This window comes from Cohnella boryungensis, from assembly GCF_042651945.1.
In the GTDB taxonomy this organism is placed as follows: Bacteria; Bacillota; Bacilli; order Paenibacillales; family Paenibacillaceae; genus Cohnella; species Cohnella boryungensis.
Genome location: NZ_JBHSED010000065.1, coordinates 358,840 through 375,006, shown reverse-complemented (window position 1 = coordinate 375,006; position 16,167 = coordinate 358,840). Strand labels below are relative to the sequence as shown.

Annotated in this window: 13 protein-coding genes; 8 read left to right on the top strand and 5 right to left on the bottom strand. The window is 47.9% G+C overall.

The window, feature by feature from the left end:
• Nucleotides 1–149: 149 nt before the first annotated feature.
• A complete protein-coding gene (gene chrA, locus ACFO1S_RS25370; RefSeq protein WP_204602048.1) occupies nt 150–1,364 on the top strand; it encodes a chromate efflux transporter in 1,215 nt (404 codons plus the stop codon).
• Here the strand turns inward: chrA and ACFO1S_RS25365 are convergent, their stop codons facing one another.
• The gene (locus ACFO1S_RS25365; RefSeq protein WP_204602050.1) at nt 1,365–2,279 is read right to left on the bottom strand and encodes a helix-turn-helix transcriptional regulator; all 915 of its coding nucleotides are present in this window, start codon (nt 2,277–2,279) and stop codon (nt 1,365–1,367) included.
• Nucleotides 2,280–2,453: 174 nt separating this feature from the next.
• Here ACFO1S_RS25365 and ACFO1S_RS25360 point away from each other — a divergent pair, with 174 nt between their 5' ends.
• From ACFO1S_RS25360 to ACFO1S_RS25345, 4 genes are all read left to right on the top strand, one after another.
• Nucleotides 2,454–3,908: a DHA2 family efflux MFS transporter permease subunit gene (locus tag ACFO1S_RS25360; protein ID WP_204602052.1), complete on the top strand. Its 1,455-nt coding sequence runs from the start codon at nt 2,454–2,456 to the stop codon at nt 3,906–3,908.
• Nucleotides 3,909–3,967: 59 nt separating this feature from the next.
• Nucleotides 3,968–6,514, top strand: coding sequence for an excinuclease ABC subunit UvrA (uvrA, locus tag ACFO1S_RS25355; RefSeq protein ID WP_204602054.1), 2,547 nt, complete (start codon nt 3,968–3,970; stop codon nt 6,512–6,514).
• Nucleotides 6,511–6,849, top strand: coding sequence for a hypothetical protein (locus ACFO1S_RS25350; RefSeq protein ID WP_204602056.1), 339 nt, complete (start codon nt 6,511–6,513; stop codon nt 6,847–6,849). Before uvrA ends, ACFO1S_RS25350 begins: the two co-directional genes overlap by 4 nt.
• 307 nt (nt 6,850–7,156) lie before the next feature.
• On the top strand, nt 7,157–8,641 hold the full coding sequence (locus ACFO1S_RS25345; RefSeq protein WP_204602058.1) for an Lsa family ABC-F type ribosomal protection protein: 1,485 nt from the start codon (nt 7,157–7,159) through the stop codon (nt 8,639–8,641).
• Between the two features lie 77 nt (nt 8,642–8,718).
• Here the strand turns inward: ACFO1S_RS25345 and ACFO1S_RS25340 are convergent, their stop codons facing one another.
• The 4 genes from ACFO1S_RS25340 to ACFO1S_RS25325 are packed head-to-tail and all read right to left on the bottom strand — an operon-like array spanning nt 8,719 to nt 12,785.
• Complete coding sequence (locus ACFO1S_RS25340) at nt 8,719–9,804, bottom strand: GerAB/ArcD/ProY family transporter (RefSeq protein WP_204602060.1); 1,086 nt, start codon at nt 9,802–9,804, stop codon at nt 8,719–8,721.
• A gap of 13 nt (nt 9,805–9,817) precedes the next feature.
• Complete coding sequence (locus ACFO1S_RS25335; RefSeq protein ID WP_204602062.1) at nt 9,818–10,060, bottom strand: hypothetical protein; 243 nt, start codon at nt 10,058–10,060, stop codon at nt 9,818–9,820.
• Between the two features lie 9 nt (nt 10,061–10,069).
• Nucleotides 10,070–11,245, bottom strand: a complete 1,176-nt coding sequence (locus ACFO1S_RS25330; protein ID WP_204602064.1) for a Ger(x)C family spore germination protein — start codon at nt 11,243–11,245, stop codon at nt 10,070–10,072.
• Nucleotides 11,246–11,270: 25 nt separating this feature from the next.
• Complete coding sequence (locus tag ACFO1S_RS25325; protein WP_204602066.1) at nt 11,271–12,785, bottom strand: spore germination protein; 1,515 nt, start codon at nt 12,783–12,785, stop codon at nt 11,271–11,273.
• 232 nt (nt 12,786–13,017) lie between these two features.
• Between ACFO1S_RS25325 and ACFO1S_RS25320 the strand changes: the two genes are divergently transcribed.
• The 3 genes from ACFO1S_RS25320 to ACFO1S_RS25310 all read left to right on the top strand — a co-directional run bounded on the left by ACFO1S_RS25320 (nt 13,018) and on the right by ACFO1S_RS25310 (nt 16,156).
• Complete coding sequence (locus ACFO1S_RS25320) at nt 13,018–14,547, top strand: copper amine oxidase N-terminal domain-containing protein (RefSeq protein WP_204602069.1); 1,530 nt, start codon at nt 13,018–13,020, stop codon at nt 14,545–14,547.
• Nucleotides 14,548–14,727: 180 nt separating this feature from the next.
• Nucleotides 14,728–15,081, top strand: coding sequence for a HesB/IscA family protein (locus tag ACFO1S_RS25315; protein WP_204602071.1), 354 nt, complete (start codon nt 14,728–14,730; stop codon nt 15,079–15,081).
• 70 nt (nt 15,082–15,151) lie between these two features.
• On the top strand, nt 15,152–16,156 hold the full coding sequence (locus ACFO1S_RS25310; RefSeq protein ID WP_204602073.1) for an NAD(P)/FAD-dependent oxidoreductase: 1,005 nt from the start codon (nt 15,152–15,154) through the stop codon (nt 16,154–16,156).
• Nucleotides 16,157–16,167: the final 11 nt, after the last annotated feature.

The following is a 16,167-nucleotide window of genomic DNA, read 5'->3' as shown; positions in this document are numbered from 1 at the left end:
GAATCTCCTTCTGAGCATAGCGATGGCCGTTATTTGTACGTTTGTTTAGTACATATGGTAACTGATTTTCATGACTGCCACAATTTTGAACTGCGTTAACAAACGCATGCTACAATCTATATCATCCTTGAAGAGGGGAATAGAGAAGCATGGATAATCATAAAACCGCGCTGCAAAATAAACCCAAAAGCAAGACCAAAGCTTTGCTTGAAGTGTTAACGGTATCTACGAAGCTTGGTCTAACCTCATTCGGAGGCCCCATTGCTCATCTTGGTTATTTTCATGATGAATACATACGTCGCCGCAAATGGATGGATGAACGAAGCTACGCCGAGCTTGTCGCGCTTTGCCAGCTTCTGCCCGGGCCTGCAAGCAGTCAGGTCGGCATTGGAATCGGCGTGATCCGCGCCGGGGTGCTGGGCGGACTGGCGGCTTGGCTTGGTTTTACGCTGCCGTCGGTCATAGCGCTGGCGCTTTTCGCTTTGCTTATACAGGGATCGAATATGGGCGGCGCCGGGTGGATTCATGGCCTGAAGCTCGTGGCTGTGGCCATTGTCGCTCAAGCCGTTCTTGGCATGGGGCGCAAGCTGGCTCCCGACCGTCATAGAGCGACGATCGCTATTCTTGCTGCATCCGCCGCTCTTATATGGCCTTCCGTGTTTAACCAGCTTCTGCTGATCCTTGCCGCAGGCTTGATAGGGGTCTTGTTCTTCAAGCAAACAGAGGATCGAGAAGCGGCGAACATCACGGTTCCGGTCGGCCGCAGCTTTGCAATCGTATGCCTGTCCGTATTCTTCGGCTTGCTGATTCTGTTGCCGCTGCTCAGACAATGGATAGCCGTTGACGGCTTGTCCTTATTCGATAGCTTCTATCGGTCAGGGTCGCTTGTTTTTGGCGGGGGACATGTCGTTCTTCCGCTGCTTGAAAGGGAAACGGTATCGGCCGGATGGATCGGCAACGCGGATTTTCTTGCAGGCTACGGAGCGGCGCAAGCCGTTCCCGGACCGCTTTTTACCTTTGCCGCTTATTTGGGCGCAATGACGGGCGGGATTACGGGCGCCATAATCGCAACGGCGGCGATCTTCCTGCCCGCATTTCTATTGGTGCTAGGGGCGCTTCCCTATTGGAATGCCTTGCGAAGGAGTCCGAAGGCTCAAGGAGCATTCATCGGAGTCAACGCAGCAGTCGTCGGCCTATTGCTGGCCGCGTTGTACGATCCTCTCTGGACGACCGCAATCCTGAGGCCTGTCGACTTTGCCTTAGCTTCCATTCTGTTTGTATTGCTTGTCTTCTGGAAGGTGCCGCCTTGGCTAGTCGTCCTTGCCGGTGCGGCAGGGGGGATAATCATCAGCGGAGGCGTGTGATCATTGATTATACTTGCCCATTAAACGATTAATGCGATCAATCAATTCCAACCGCACATGCTCCGGCTCCAAGCATTCGCATTTGTCTCCAAAACTAAGCAAGTGTCCATAGCAATAATCGTTTTCAATAAACGGAAACCTAACTAACCATTTATTGCTGTTATAGAACTGAACATTTTCCTCGCCGCAGTAGCCTGCCATATAGTGTCGAAGGGACTCATCAATAAGGAGCTTGAGAGTTACTTGCTTCGTTTCGGATGAATCCAAGGGCTCGGATTCGAGATTTTTCGGCATAAATTGCTCATTGTGTAATTTTACCGCAGACATACATGAGAGCTTAAACATACGAAAGCCTTGTCTGGTAAAGCAATAGGCATGCAAGTACCAGACGATATCTTTGAGAACCAAGCGATACGGTTCAACTTGATGTTCCGTCAATTGATCGAATTGATCTGAATAATCGAATGACAACAATCGATTATTGATGAGCGCAGTTTGCAAATCATCGAAATTCGGTTTGATCGTTGGCTTGCCAAACCAGGGGGCCGGATCAATCGCAATTTTACTTTCCAAAGTCCGAATTTGCTCTTCGGAGATCAAGCCCTTTATTTTAACGATGGTACTTAGAAATTCCTCGCTGGACATTGCAGCATGAAGGCTGTTAAGACCAAGTAATAGCGCAATAATGTCGGTGGCTGTAAATAGCTTTTTTTCAATTTTATACTTATCCATAATCCCGATGCCGCCCTTTGCGCCGGGATAAGTAATGATGGGAATTCCCGCTTTGTTGAGGGTTTCGATGTCTCTAAAGATCGTTCTTGGCGTGACTTCAAACATTTCGGCAAGCTTGGAAGCACTGATTTTCTCCCGTTCAAGCAGCAGCATGACAATAGACAATAGACGATCGATTTTCATAGGCCTCACCTGAAAAAGTTTTTAATTTCCCCTAATAATATATGACATAATGTCGTCATGATTATATGTGCTAAGCTTGATTTTGTCGACGTAAAAAAGTCCAATTGGCAAATAAAAAATTTGGAAGAATGAGTGTGACTGCGCAGGACTCGGACTTTTAAAGAAGTGGGGACTTTGATTTTGGAAGCAAGTGTTGGAGCAGGACAGGGTAACGTGAAAGTTAAAATAGCCCCGATCATGTTTTCGCTGATGATAGCGGGTTTCGTGGGTACATTTAATGAAACAGCTTTGAATATTGCGCTTAGCAATTTCATACAGGTGTTTTCCATTACAGAGTCTACTGTGCAGTGGCTTACTACAGGATACTTGCTGACTCTGGGCATTCTCGTGCCGATATCCGGTTTATTGATGCAGTGGTTCACGACAAGACAATTATTTTTGACAGCCGTTATCGTTTCTTTAATCGGAGCTGCTGTTGGAGCCATGGCCGGCAGCTTTGAGGTGCTATTGGCGGCTCGAATATTACAAGCTGTGGGAACCGGCCTTCTTTTGCCGCTCATGTTTAACACCGTGCTTATTATGTTTCCGGCTCATAAGCGAGGAATGGCAATGGGGCTAATTACGATGATCTTTACCGCTGCCCCGGCTGTAGGGCCGGCCGTCTCGGGTTTGTTGATTGCGCATCTTAGCTGGCACTGGATATTCTGGCTTTCCTTTGCTTTAATGCTTCTTGCGCTATGTATAGGGAGCCTTTATATGCAAAATGTATCCACCGTCACAAAGCCGCGCATTGATGTGTTATCGCTGATGATGTCAACCGTCGGCTTTGGCGGTATCGTGTTCGGCTTAAGCAACGCGGGCGAAGGAGACGCGGGCTGGAGCGGTTCAAAGGTGGTTTTGGCCCTGTCGATCGGAGGGATCGCGCTCGCATGTTTTGTGGTGCGGCAATTGAGAATGGACAGACCTATTATGAACCTGCGCGCACTCAAGCATAGGATGTTTCTTGTCGGTACCGTGCTCATTTTTGTTTGCATGATGGTCAACTTGATGGCTGTGCTCCTGTTACCGATGTTCTTAATTCGAGTATTGGAAATGAGTACGCTATCTGCCGCTATTGTGCTCCTTCCCGGCGGAATATTATTCGGCGTATTATCCCCTGTCATCGGTCGGTTGTTTGACCGCTTCGGGCCGAAGTGGCTTGTTATTCCCGGGTTTATTCTTGCATCTGCAGCCGTTTGGTTTTTGACCACTCTCACAGCAGCTTCCACGCTTGTCTTTATTACATCCGTGCACATGTGCCTCATGCTTGGCTTGTTATTAGCCTGGATGCCTGCTCAGACGAATGGATTAAACCAGCTCCCTAGAGAAATGCATCGTGACGGTACGGCGATTATGAACACGTTGAGTCAAATTGCCGGCGCCGTAGGCGTGGCAATGGCTGTCACATTAATGACAGGCGGAGCAGGAAAATACATGCAACAAGTTGAGAGGGTTGTCGAGCATTCTTTTACGAATGCAGCCCTCACTGCAGGAATTCAGGACGCATTCGGGCTTGCTCTGCTCATTGCTATAGCCGCTGCCGTCTTGAGTTTGTTCGTGACTCGCGTAAAGGTAAAGATGCATCGTTAAACAGCCAATATCGCATTTCGATTAGGCATCTCATAAGGAATGCCGCGAGGAGGTTAGAAATGCAAAGCTTCATTCGTGTCAGGGGTGCGAGAGAAAACAATTTGAGAGGGATAAACATTGATATTCCGCGAGATCAAATGGTCGTATTTACGGGTGTTAGCGGTTCTGGGAAATCAAGCCTCGCATTCGATACGTTGTATGCGGAAGGACAGAAACGGTACGTGGAATCGTTATCCGCGTATGCCCGGCAATTTTTAGGACAAGTTACAACGCCGGACGTAGATTCCATCGAAGGACTCTCGCCCGCAATTGCGATTGAACAGAAAACCACTTCGAATAACCCGCGTTCTACTGTAGGCACGGTTACCGAAATATATGATTATCTGCGCTTGCTGTATGCCAGAGTGGGGACGCCCCATTGCCCGGATTGTAAAGTGGAAGTCGGCAGACAATCCGTTGATGAAATTGTCGATAAAATTCTCACACTGCCGCAAGGGGCCCGATTTGCAATACTCGCGCCAGTCATACGTGAGCAGAAAGGCGAACATGACAAGACGCTTGATTGGGCAAGATCGAACGGCTATGTGCGCGTGCGCGTTAATGGAACCTTTCATACATTAAGCGAAACGATACAATTGGATAAGAACAACCCTCATACGATCGACATTGTTGTAGACAGGCTTTCCGTCAAGCTGGAGGACGCCCAGCGCATCGGGGATTCTCTCGAACAAGCCTTTTCCTTGTCGGGCGATACTGTAACGATCTACGAATATGAAAACCAGCAAGAAACGACATTTTCACAAAGCTACGGCTGCTCTCAATGCGGCCATTCCATTGCCGAATTATCGCCGCGAATGTTTTCATTCAACAACCAATCAGGGGCTTGTCAGACTTGCCATGGGCTGGGTGTTAAGCTCCAGACAGGAGGGGATGAGCGATTCATTCTCATGCAAAAGGAAATAGAAGATCAGTTATCGGATCAACCCTGTCCGGATTGTCATGGTGACCGCTTGGCTCCATTACAGCTAGCGGTAACGGTTGGCGGGTTGAATATCGCGGAATTCTGCCGGTTATCTGTCGACAATGCGAACGCGTTTATTGAGCGCTTAAACTTGCCAGGCGCAAAAGCAACAATTGCTGATCCTATTCTTCATGAAATTGGATCGCGCCTGATGTTTATGAATAAGGTAGGTCTTTCCTATATCACATTGGCTCGTTCTTCCGGTACGCTCTCCGGAGGCGAAGGCCAACGAATTCGATTAGCTACCCAGATTGGATCGGGGCTTTCCGGTGTTCTTTATGTTCTTGATGAGCCCTCGATTGGCCTTCATCAACGCGATCATGCACGATTGCTAGGCGCTCTGAGGGATATGCGCGACAAGGGAAATACGCTTGTTATCGTGGAGCATGATGAAGAAACAATTCGGCAAGCCGACTGGGTTGTAGATATCGGACCGAAAGCAGGAAAGCATGGAGGAGAAGTGGTGGCTCAGGGAACGCTTGAAGCGCTTACGAACGAACCCAATTCGATTACCGGTCAATATTTATCCGGCAAGAAATCTATAGCCGTGCCAGAGATTAGGCGTCCTGGTAACGGAAAATATGTAACGATTGTCGGCGCGGCAGAAAACAATCTAAAAGAGATTGATATTGCTGTTCCGCTAGGTGTGCTAACCTGTGTCTCGGGCGTTTCCGGTTCGGGAAAATCAAGCCTGGTCAATGAAATATTGTATAAAAAACTGGCAGCCGAACTGAATCGAGCCCAAACGCGGCCAGGGAAATACAAAGAAGTTAAAGGGTATGAGCTTCTTGATAAGGTCATTTATATCGACCAGAGTCCGATCGGACGCACTCCCCGATCCAATCCTGCTACGTATACCGGACTTTTTGATCTGATCCGTTCCCATTATGCTTTGACCAATGAAGCAAAAGTGCGCGGATATGACGCCAGAAGATTTTCTTTTAATGTTTCGGGTGGCCGCTGTGAGGCATGTGCCGGCGACGGCTTGATGAAGATCGAAATGCATTTTCTTCCCGATGTATATGTTCCTTGCGAGGTCTGCAAGGGAAAGCGCTATAACCGGGAAACGCTGGAAATTCGCTACAAGGGCAAGAGCATCGCAGATGTGTTGGCGATGACGGCTGACGAAGCGTTATCGTTTTTTGAGCCTATCCCAAAGATCCGCAGAAGGATAGCGGCGATTTGCAAGGCGGGGCTCGGATACGTTCAGTTGGGACAAGCTTCAACTACGCTTTCCGGCGGCGAAGCTCAGCGCGTTAAGCTTGCAGCGGAATTGTTGAAGCCTGCAACAGGCTCTACGCTCTATGTGATGGATGAACCAACCACTGGCCTGCATGTGGCCGATGTACATCAGTTGGTTGAGATTATGCATGAGCTGATTAATAACGGAAATACCGTAATCGTGATCGAGCATCATATGGATGTGATTAAAAACGCCGAGTATATGATCGATTTGGGACCCGAGGGCGGCGTGGACGGAGGTCATGTTGTTTGTACTGGCACGCCAGAGGAAGTAGCCGCCTGTGAGAGCAGTCATACCGGTCGCTATCTGCGAGGAGAGTTAAAGGGGGGAACAAAGCTTTGAAGCTGATTCATGAAACAGTCGTTCATACTACATTCGGGACCGGGACAATCGTGAATATTGACGAGGGCCGGGTAGACATTTCTTTTACTGAGCCGATTGGCCAAAAGGCATTTGTCTATCCGGATGCTTTCGGACAGCATTTGCATATGAGCGATCCAGACGCCCAGTCATTCGTGCTGGCGGAATACGCCCAAAAAAAGCAGGAGCAACTAGCGGTTGAGAAGCAACGGGTTGAACAGCTTCGCAGAGAAGAAGCGGATCGAGCGGAGAAGATCGCCGCGAAGGGATTGCGCAAAGCGGCAACGAAGAAAGGCAGCCCATCAACCAAGAAGTAAACATCACGTTCTCACAGATGAATATAAGTCCGTCACCATCCATTGCAATGAACGAACGAATGTGTTAGAATCGCGCTAACGCCAAACGAATGGAGATGAAGAGGATAATGTAATATTTCTTGCCTGTTGTTTGAAGAATAAAGCAGTCGTTGTTTTATTCTTTATGGCAAGAAAGTTACTTATTCTTTTCACTCTGCAAATATATCCATTTCCTCCCCTGCGCGGGTTGGATTTGACGTATTTTTGTGAGCTGTAAGAAAGGTAACTTTCTTGCAGCTCTTTTTATTTTGCCCAAGGAGGATGCCCTATGTCATTAATCAAAGTAACAAACCTGACGTTTGCCTATGACGGCAGCTACGATAACATCTTCGATCGCGTTAGCTTTCAGATCGATACCGACTGGAAACTGGGCTTTACGGGGAGAAACGGCCGCGGGAAGACCACCTTTCTCCAGCTGCTGCTCGGCAAATACGAATACAGCGGAACGATATCGGCAAATGTAAGCTTTGAGTATTTTCCGTTTCATGTCACGAATAAAGACAACCTTACCGTCGACGTCGTCGCCGACATCTACCCGGACTACGAGCATTGGCAGCTTCTGCGCGAGCTTTCACTGCTGAAGGTGTCGGAGGAAGCGTTATACAGGCCGTTCGGATCGTTGTCCCATGGAGAACAGACGAAGGTGCTGCTGGCGGCTTTGTTTTTGAAGGAAAACTGCTTCTTGCTTATCGACGAACCGACCAACCATCTGGACCTGCATGCCCGGAAGCTTGTCAGCAATTATCTGAACAGCAAAAGCGGTTTTATTCTGGTGTCGCACGACCGGGCGTTTCTTGACAATTGCGTGGACCATATCCTTTCGATCAACAAAACGAATATCGATATCCAGAGAGGACGTTTCTCCGACTGGCTGGAGAACAAGCAAAGACAAGACAGCTTCGAGCTGGACGAGAACGAAAAGCTGCGGAAGGACGTCAAACGGCTGTCCGAAGCCGCCAAGAGGACGAGCAACTGGTCGCATGAAGTGGAAAAAACGAAAAACGGCACCCGCAACTCCGGTTCGAAGGTGGATAAAGGGTACGTCGGTCACAAGGCCGCCAAAATGATGAAGCGGTCCAAATCGATCGAGCAGAGGCAGAACAGCGCGATCGAGGAAAAGTCCCGGCTGCTGAAAAACGTCGAGAGCTCGGAAAGCCTGAAAATCGCCCAGATTGCGTATCACAAATCGCTATTGGTCGAGCTTGACCGCCTATCTATTGCTTATGGAGAGAAGACGGCTTGCCGCGATGTCAGCTTTACCGTTGAGCAAGGGGATCGCATAGCGCTGTCCGGTCCGAACGGCTCAGGCAAATCCAGCGTGCTCAAGCTGATTTGCGGCGAGGACATCCCGCATTCCGGCTCGCTGCGAATAGGGAGCCAACTGCAAATTTCCTACGTGTCTCAAGATACCTCGCACCTGCGAGGGAGCTTGACGGAATTCGCCAGAAGCAGCGGAATTGAAGACAGCCTGTTCAAAACGATATTGAGAAAACTCGATTTTTCACGCGCGCAATTTGAGAAGGACATAGCCTCCTTCAGCGGGGGACAGAAGAAGAAGGTGCTGATCGCGAGAAGCCTGTGCGAGAGGGCGCATTTGCATATATGGGACGAACCGCTTAATTTTATCGACGTGATCTCCCGAATGCAGATTGAGGAGCTGCTGCTGGAGCATTCCCCGACCCTCCTGTTTGTTGAGCATGACAGCGAATTCTGCAATCGTATTGCGACTAAGACGGTGAAATTGAAAAACTAACCGATTCCGGGAGATGAAAGCGATGCTGATTGAGGTTGTAGATGATCGTGTGAACCGATTCCTGCTAGCGAAGCGGTTCACGCCTTCTTTTTCTTCAATAGATGAACGGCAACCACGATTAACAGAGGAATGGTAAATCCGCTCAGCTTCCATAAGGGGAGGATTTGCGTGATGTGCTCGGTCAATTTGGCTTCACTGCTTTGTAGAAGAAAAGCAGATACCAGGTTGATAAAGGCAAGAGGCAGAATGAGCACGTTCTCATCCTTTAATTTACACAGGCGTACAACTAATTGGTTCAAGATGAAAAGGGTAATGCAGGCTTTCATGTAGGAGCCGACGATTAGCGCGATCCCGATTATGAATTCAACCCGTTGTATAGGCTGTAAATCAATTATTCTTGCAACCTCTACCATCGAGTACTTTCTTTCTCCTGCCAAGGGACCGAATACAAGAATGGTTGAGATCGCGACCGTGATCAAGGTAACGACGCTGATCCCAAACACAATGACCAGCTTTTTATGTAACCCCCGGGCCGGGCGGCGAACAAAAGGAAGCAGCAGGGCAAGCAGCACCGGTTCTGCGTGAGTGAATCCAAAGGATAGATACGCGCCATGCAATACAGGTTTGATTCCATCAGGAAGAATGGGCAAAAGAAATTCAGTGTGATAATTAGGCAGGGACAACAACAAAGTCAAGAAGATGAACAGCATCAGGATACAGATGAGAATGGTGAACATTCTGCTCATGACTTCAATCCCTGCGCGTACTGTTGCGGCCACCGTGGCGAAGATAAAGATATCGAATATGTACTGGGGAGTTTGCCGCATTAAAGAGCTGATCACATATTTTCCTACTTCATGCACGATATCCGTGCTCATTTCAAATAAGAGCGATATAAACGGAATAGCAAGGATAATAGTTGGCCAGGTGCCCAGAACAGCTTTGCTGTATTCAATAAAAGACAATCCGCGATATTCCCTGTCCAAGTAAAGGACCAGCAGCAATTGAACCATCGCAAACGTCCCGGAAAGCAGCAGAGAGATCCACACGCCATTATGGGCGAATCCAATTAACGGACCCGGAAGGTTTACAATCACTGAGCCTGTCAAATAAACAAAAAATAATACGATCAATTGATCTTGATTAATAATTTGTTTGTTCATAAGGGGCTCCTTCCTAAGAAGTCTTGTTTAAATATTCAACAATAGGATGAGCCAGATCTTTGAACAGCCATGAGGCAAGGTCATGCAGAACCGGCATTCCAAGCTCGCCTACATACTCGATGCCAAGATAAATAGAAGCAATTACGGTTGCTCCATATGCAAGCTTGTCACGAAGCGCCATTTTCTTGACTTTGGCGAGGTTGTAGATCGTCATGAGCAAATAACTCGAAATGACAACCAGCATTTTTTCAGCCATGGAGCACCTTCACTGCCTATCCGAGGATAGCGGTTTTGGGATTGCGGTTCCGCTATTCTTTATTTTAACTTTGGTATGAATGTCGATCTCGGCACCGGCGAAACGCTCTCCCCAATTGCTCCTCCACCGCTTCCAAAGTGCTGGATGCTTACGATATATCCGGTCTCCCAATCCAATTAGGTCTAGTTTCTTTTTTTTCATTCGGTTCAAAGCTTCACTTACAGATTCCTCAACTGTCCGAGCTACGGTTGCGGCAAATTTTTTCTCATCCTCCGGAGTTTTTAATTTCATACATCTCATTTCACCGATCGCTCCCGAGATCTGAAGGAAGATGTGAAGCTTGACAGATTCGCCATCTATTTGGGGTTTTAGTTTGGAGTGGAAGGACAATACTTCCACGGAGTTTTTGTTTGCATCGCTTGAATCGCTTTGCCCTTCGCACGGAACGCGGATAATTCCACTCTTGAACTGATTTCGCAGCATATGTATCATTTGCGAATCTTGAGGAGAAACGATTCCCTTCCAGGTTCCTTTTTTCAAGACGGCCATCCCGACAGCCACCAGATTCTGTCCGTTGTCTCCGCCTTTTGTAATGTAAGGAACCAACGATATCCCCGTTTGGCTGCGAAGACCGAGGAAGAGGTCAAGCAGCGAAGTATCGGTCGTTTTGTAATTGTACTGATCGGTTTTTTTGGTAATCTGCAGCAGCTGCTGACTTACCGTTTTTTCAATTAAAGGCTTCATTTTTAAATACTGCGATGCTTTCCCGCGGGCAATAAAAAACGATGAGCTTAGTCTAGCCTCATGGTCCCGATAAAAGAAGTCCAATACCTCGCCGATCGGATATCGATGTACGAGCTGATCCTCCACAATGATTGCCCGCAAATGGCTCCATTGCGCTTTGCGCCCGATTTGAAGGATAATATCCCGAATGCCATCGAACATCGTATTTCCATTAGTTTGTACATTGATATATGAAATATCTCCGCCTTGCTGCCCTTGCGATCCGCCGGAATGTACCGGCTTGTAGATTTGCACGGTGAGATCGACCATGCCATTATCGGCTTTGTCGATGGCAAGACCTAAGATTAAGGAACGATCCGTAAGTTCGGTTTTGTCCCAGCAACCCGGCAACAATAGAACGCACACCATCAGGCAGCCGGTCAAGGCGATATGTCGCATCATGGAGCCTACTTTCAAAATATGCCTTTTATTTCTTAGAGCCGAACAGCTTATTGCGCGGCGAGCGCAGCAACACTTTTAATGGGGCGCGAATAATCGTATCCATCAATTGCTTAGGCTGAAGAGGCGCTAACGGGCTTAGATAGGGCTGTCCAAGGGATCGGAGACTCGTTAAATGCAGCAAGATCCAGAGATAACCTATCATCAGTCCGAACCCGCCCAGAAAGGTGCTTAATATCATGAGCGGAATCTTTATTATTCTTAAAGCGGTTGCCATGTTGTATTGGGGAATGGCAAAAGAAGCAATTCCGGTTAAGGCCACGACCACGACCATCGTTGGAGAGGCAATCCCTGCGGAAATGGCTGCTTCGCCAATGACGAGCGCGCCGACAATGCTTATTGTGGCGCCAATCTGTCTTGGCATCCGAGCTCCGGCTTCCCGAAGAAGCTCAAAGAAGAACTCCATTATTGCGGCTTCATAAAACGCAGGGAAAGGAATGCCTTCGCGTGCGTTCATGAGAGCAAGCAAGAGGACGGTAGGGATTAATTCCGGATGAAAGGTCGTTAAGGCAATATAGATGCTGGGCAAGCTTAGGGCAATAAAAAAAGCGAATATCCTCATCATGCGAATCAGGGAGGCGATGATGCTTCTTTGATAGAAGTCTTCCGAGGATTGATACATTTCTGTAAAGAGTCCCGGACAGATTAGAATTGAACCTGTACCTTCGACAAGCACGACGATTTTACCATCTAACAATGCCGCTGCAGCGGTATCCGGGCGTTCCGTATAACGAAATTGGGGGAAGGGGGAATAGGTTGAGTCCTCAATCCACTCTTCAATAAAAGAGGTATCTAGAACATTGACTTGCTTCATTCTGGAAAGGCGTTCCTTTAACTCAGTCAAGACTTCCAAGTTAACAGCATTAATTAAATAAGCGATATTGATTTCAGTCTTGGTTTCTGCCCCGAAGATGAACTTTTCTAATTTTAAGTTAGGCGTTTTTAACCGCTGTCTGATCATCCCGATATTCTTTTGCAGATTTTCAACTGTGCTCTCACGCGGACCATGAACTACGGATTCTGCGACCGGCTCGCTCACTTGCCTGGTGATCAGTAAAGCGACTTTGTAGGACAAAGCTTGATTCCAGCCATTAAAGAAAATAACAAGATGGCCTGTAACAATCTCATCGGTTACTTCTTGCAGATCGTTTACCAGCTTGGCATATTGCGAAGAAACACCGTGGCTGCCAAAAAAACGAATGACATCCTCGGGTGTGACTGAAGCTGCAGGACCTAATTCATGAGGGACAAGATCCTGAAGCGATGACTTCATATAATTTATTGTTTTATTTTCGGTTAACGAATCGAAATAAACGGAGAAAGCGGTGTGTCGGAGATCAGGTCCGTAGTGCCACTGAAAAATCGACAGGTCCGCGCAGTCCTCAAAACGCGTTCCCAGCCACTCCAAGTTCGCCCCCAACGCCGGTGAAATCGGTTGTATATCCATTTCTGAAGGGGGGCCGGCATCGCTCGTTGAGTTCATCCTGTAGTTAACCTCCGGAAGCAAGAACTATGCTATAGTTGTTTTCAACTCCAATCGGATTTATTCATTTTGTTTCCAAATTTTGAACCGTTTCTTGCTGAATATGGCAAAACAAAAGAATGACATTCACTCTGTTATGAGCTCTTCAGATCGTTAAAAATAAATGCTAATATAATATGGAATATTTTATCTTGTATAGGACAGCGTTGAGAAAGAGGAGAGGAGGCTTTCAATGGCAAGAAAAAAATGGGTCATCATCATGGGCTTCTGGATCTGTCTAGCCTTGGTGAATGTATCTCCGGCATATGCCGAGGATACGCAGCAGTCGATCAAGCATGAAGCCGTATTTAAGCTGAATGACAAGATCGCATGGATAAACGGGAAGAAAACTGTCTTGCAAGCCCCGCCGACAATGCTCAACAATCATACCCTAGTGCCGCTTCGAAGTATCGGCGATGCGTTCGGAGCTAGGCTAAAGCGGGAGAGTAAGTCGGATAAAATGACCATAAGCTATGAAGGAGCGACCATTGAATTCGCTATCGGCCAAGCAAAGGCGCTGGTCAACGGGCAAGCGGTCGTGTTGGAACAGCCCGCAGTTGTGCTGAAGGGGACGACGATGGTCTCCTTAAAGTTTATCGCCACACACTTGGAGCTTGATTGGCATTATAACCGGACGACGAAAGAAATCCGGCTTGCATCGAAAATCATTAAGGCATCAGAGGCAATGGAAGAGGAGGCTGGAAAAGAAGTCCTAGACATCAAAAAACGCTTGGACAAGCTGACTGTGGATTATTTGTCCGCCAACTATATCAACTTACCAGCTTTGGAGAAAATCAGGTTTTATCCCTTTGGAACCGTGAGCATAGCAGCCGTGAAAGACAATCAAGCCTACATTCTGTCGAAGGATCCGAGCAAAGGCTACATGATTCAGAAATATGACCCGAATTCTGCCGAGAAATATACGGTTATAGCTGTAATAGATCAGAGGTTCAACTTCGAATACTCTGTGAAGGGGAAGTATAAGGCGAGCTTTGTTTATGGAGAAGTCGTTCCGAAGAGGCTTGTCTATGATGAAGCTACGGACAGGCTGTACATGCTTGTAGAAAGCTCGTCGAGGATCCCCGACAAACTGCGTTTCGCTGTTTTTTCAATTACGCCAGAGGTAAGTATGATTACCTATCAGTTGGACAATTCGAGTTATTTCAAGATAGAAGACGCCTTCTTTGCGTCCATGGATGGGTCTACCTATTATTTCGGCGAGCCGCACGCAAAAATAATCTATTCGGCAACCAAAGGTCAGGCGTCGGAGCTGTTCAATAGTTCCCCGACCTCAGACAAAACCCAGCTGGTCTCAATTGTGACCGAGGGAAACCTGTATGTCTACGATAAGAAGGACGGCACCATCTTTAAGTGGACGGGCAATAATCTGGTTAAGCACGTGAAGGTTGCAATCCAAGCAGACTCGATTGTGTATGCAACGGCATCTTTCGGCTCTTTTTATTTGCTGGACGAACATCATGTCGTGCATCGCGTAAGTCCGGACGGGAAAATGGAAACCTATGCGGAGCTTGCGAAGGTCAGCTTTAACCCGGGCATTGTAGGTGTGCCAGAGACCGCTAACTGGCCGTTATTCGGCGATGAAAAGCTGAAGCTGGATCGCTACACGGTACAGATGTCGGTAGACAGCAACGGAAATCTATTGTTGTTCGACGATGGCATTCTAAAGCGGGTAAACGTGTATGCGAACGAAACTGTGAAGTAAGCAATAAAAACCCGCGGAAACGCGGGTTTTTTCATTATCGTCATGCCAACGTGTCTCTCAACATAGTAAATATTATAGTTTAAAATGTATATATTGACGCTGGCGAGTTTTTGAATTACATTAATCACATACATTTTATACTTATATGTATACTAAATAATTGGCGATGAGGGGACTGCGATGATTGAGATTAGCGATCGGGCTTCTGCCCAAATTAACGAAATGCTTCAAAGCTTGGATTCGCAGGACATGTTCTTGCGCATAGGCGTGGTCGACGGAGGCTGCAGCGGTTTATCCTATGACCTGCGATTCGACGATAATCAGACGCAAGAGGATCTCTCGTTCGAGGAAATGGGAATCCGGGTCATTATCGATGCCCAGAGCGCCGAGTACCTTGCCGGATTAAAAATCGACTATAAAATGCAAGGAATGACGGGAGGGTTCACCATGGACAACCCCAACGTCAAAGCCAGCTGCGGATGCGGGGCAAGCTTCAGAACAGCCGCATATCGGGGCAATCCGACCAAGTGCTAGAACAGACAAAAGACAAGATAAAGCCAAATACATAACTTGGCTGCCGAGCGGTGAGAGAGGGGAACACAGCATGAATTCTGCAAACCATACGAACGATGTTATAGATATGATCATTATCGGCGGTGGACCTACCGGCATGTTCGCCGGCTTCTATGCGGGTATGCGGAAGGCAAGCGCGTTGATCATCGACAGCATGCCTCAATTGGGGGGACAGCTGGCGGCCCTGTATCCGGAGAAACGCATTTACGATGTAGCAGGGTTTCCGAACGTTACGGCGCAAGAGCTTGTTAATCGGCTGGAACAACAAATGAATGCATTTTCGATTCCGGTGCGGCTGGAAGAGAAGGTTCGGCAAGTGATTAAAGAGCAGGAGCGGCAATTCAGAGTGATCACGGACAGAGGCGAATATGTTGGCCGTTCAGTTATTATTTCAGGGGGTGTCGGCGCTTTCGAGCCCCGTCAGCTTGAGCTTCCTGAGGCCGCCTCATTTAAGGGAAAAGGACTGCATTACTTCATTGGGGACTTGCAGGCTTTCACCGGTCAAGAGGTCGTAGTGTGCGGGGGCGGAGATTCCGCGGTCGATTGGTCGCTTATGTTGGAGGGCGTCGCCAAAAAGGTCACACTCATTCACCGGAGGGAGAAGTTCAGAGCGCATGAACATAGCGTGGACAAGCTAATGAAATCCAGCGTAAACGTTCTGACCTCGATGGAAGTTCGGAAGCTCGATGGAGAAGGAAAGCTGAACGAGATTACGATCGCAAGCATCCGGACGGGCGAAGAGCAAGCTCTGACATGCGATGCGCTGATTATAAATTACGGCTTCGTCTCTTCGTTAGGCCCGGTCGCGGAGTGGGGACTGGATATCCAACAAGGCTCGATTCGCGTAGATACCCGAATGCAGACGAACATTCCAGGAGTATTCGCCGCCGGCGATATTACCACCTATCCCGGCAAGCTGAAGCTAATTGCCGTTGGTTTTGGCGAAGCGCCGACGGCGATTAACAACGCCAAAGTCTATATCGATCCCCAAGCGAAGCTGTCTCCGGGCCATAGCAGTCACATGAACTTCGGATGAAATCGAGAATC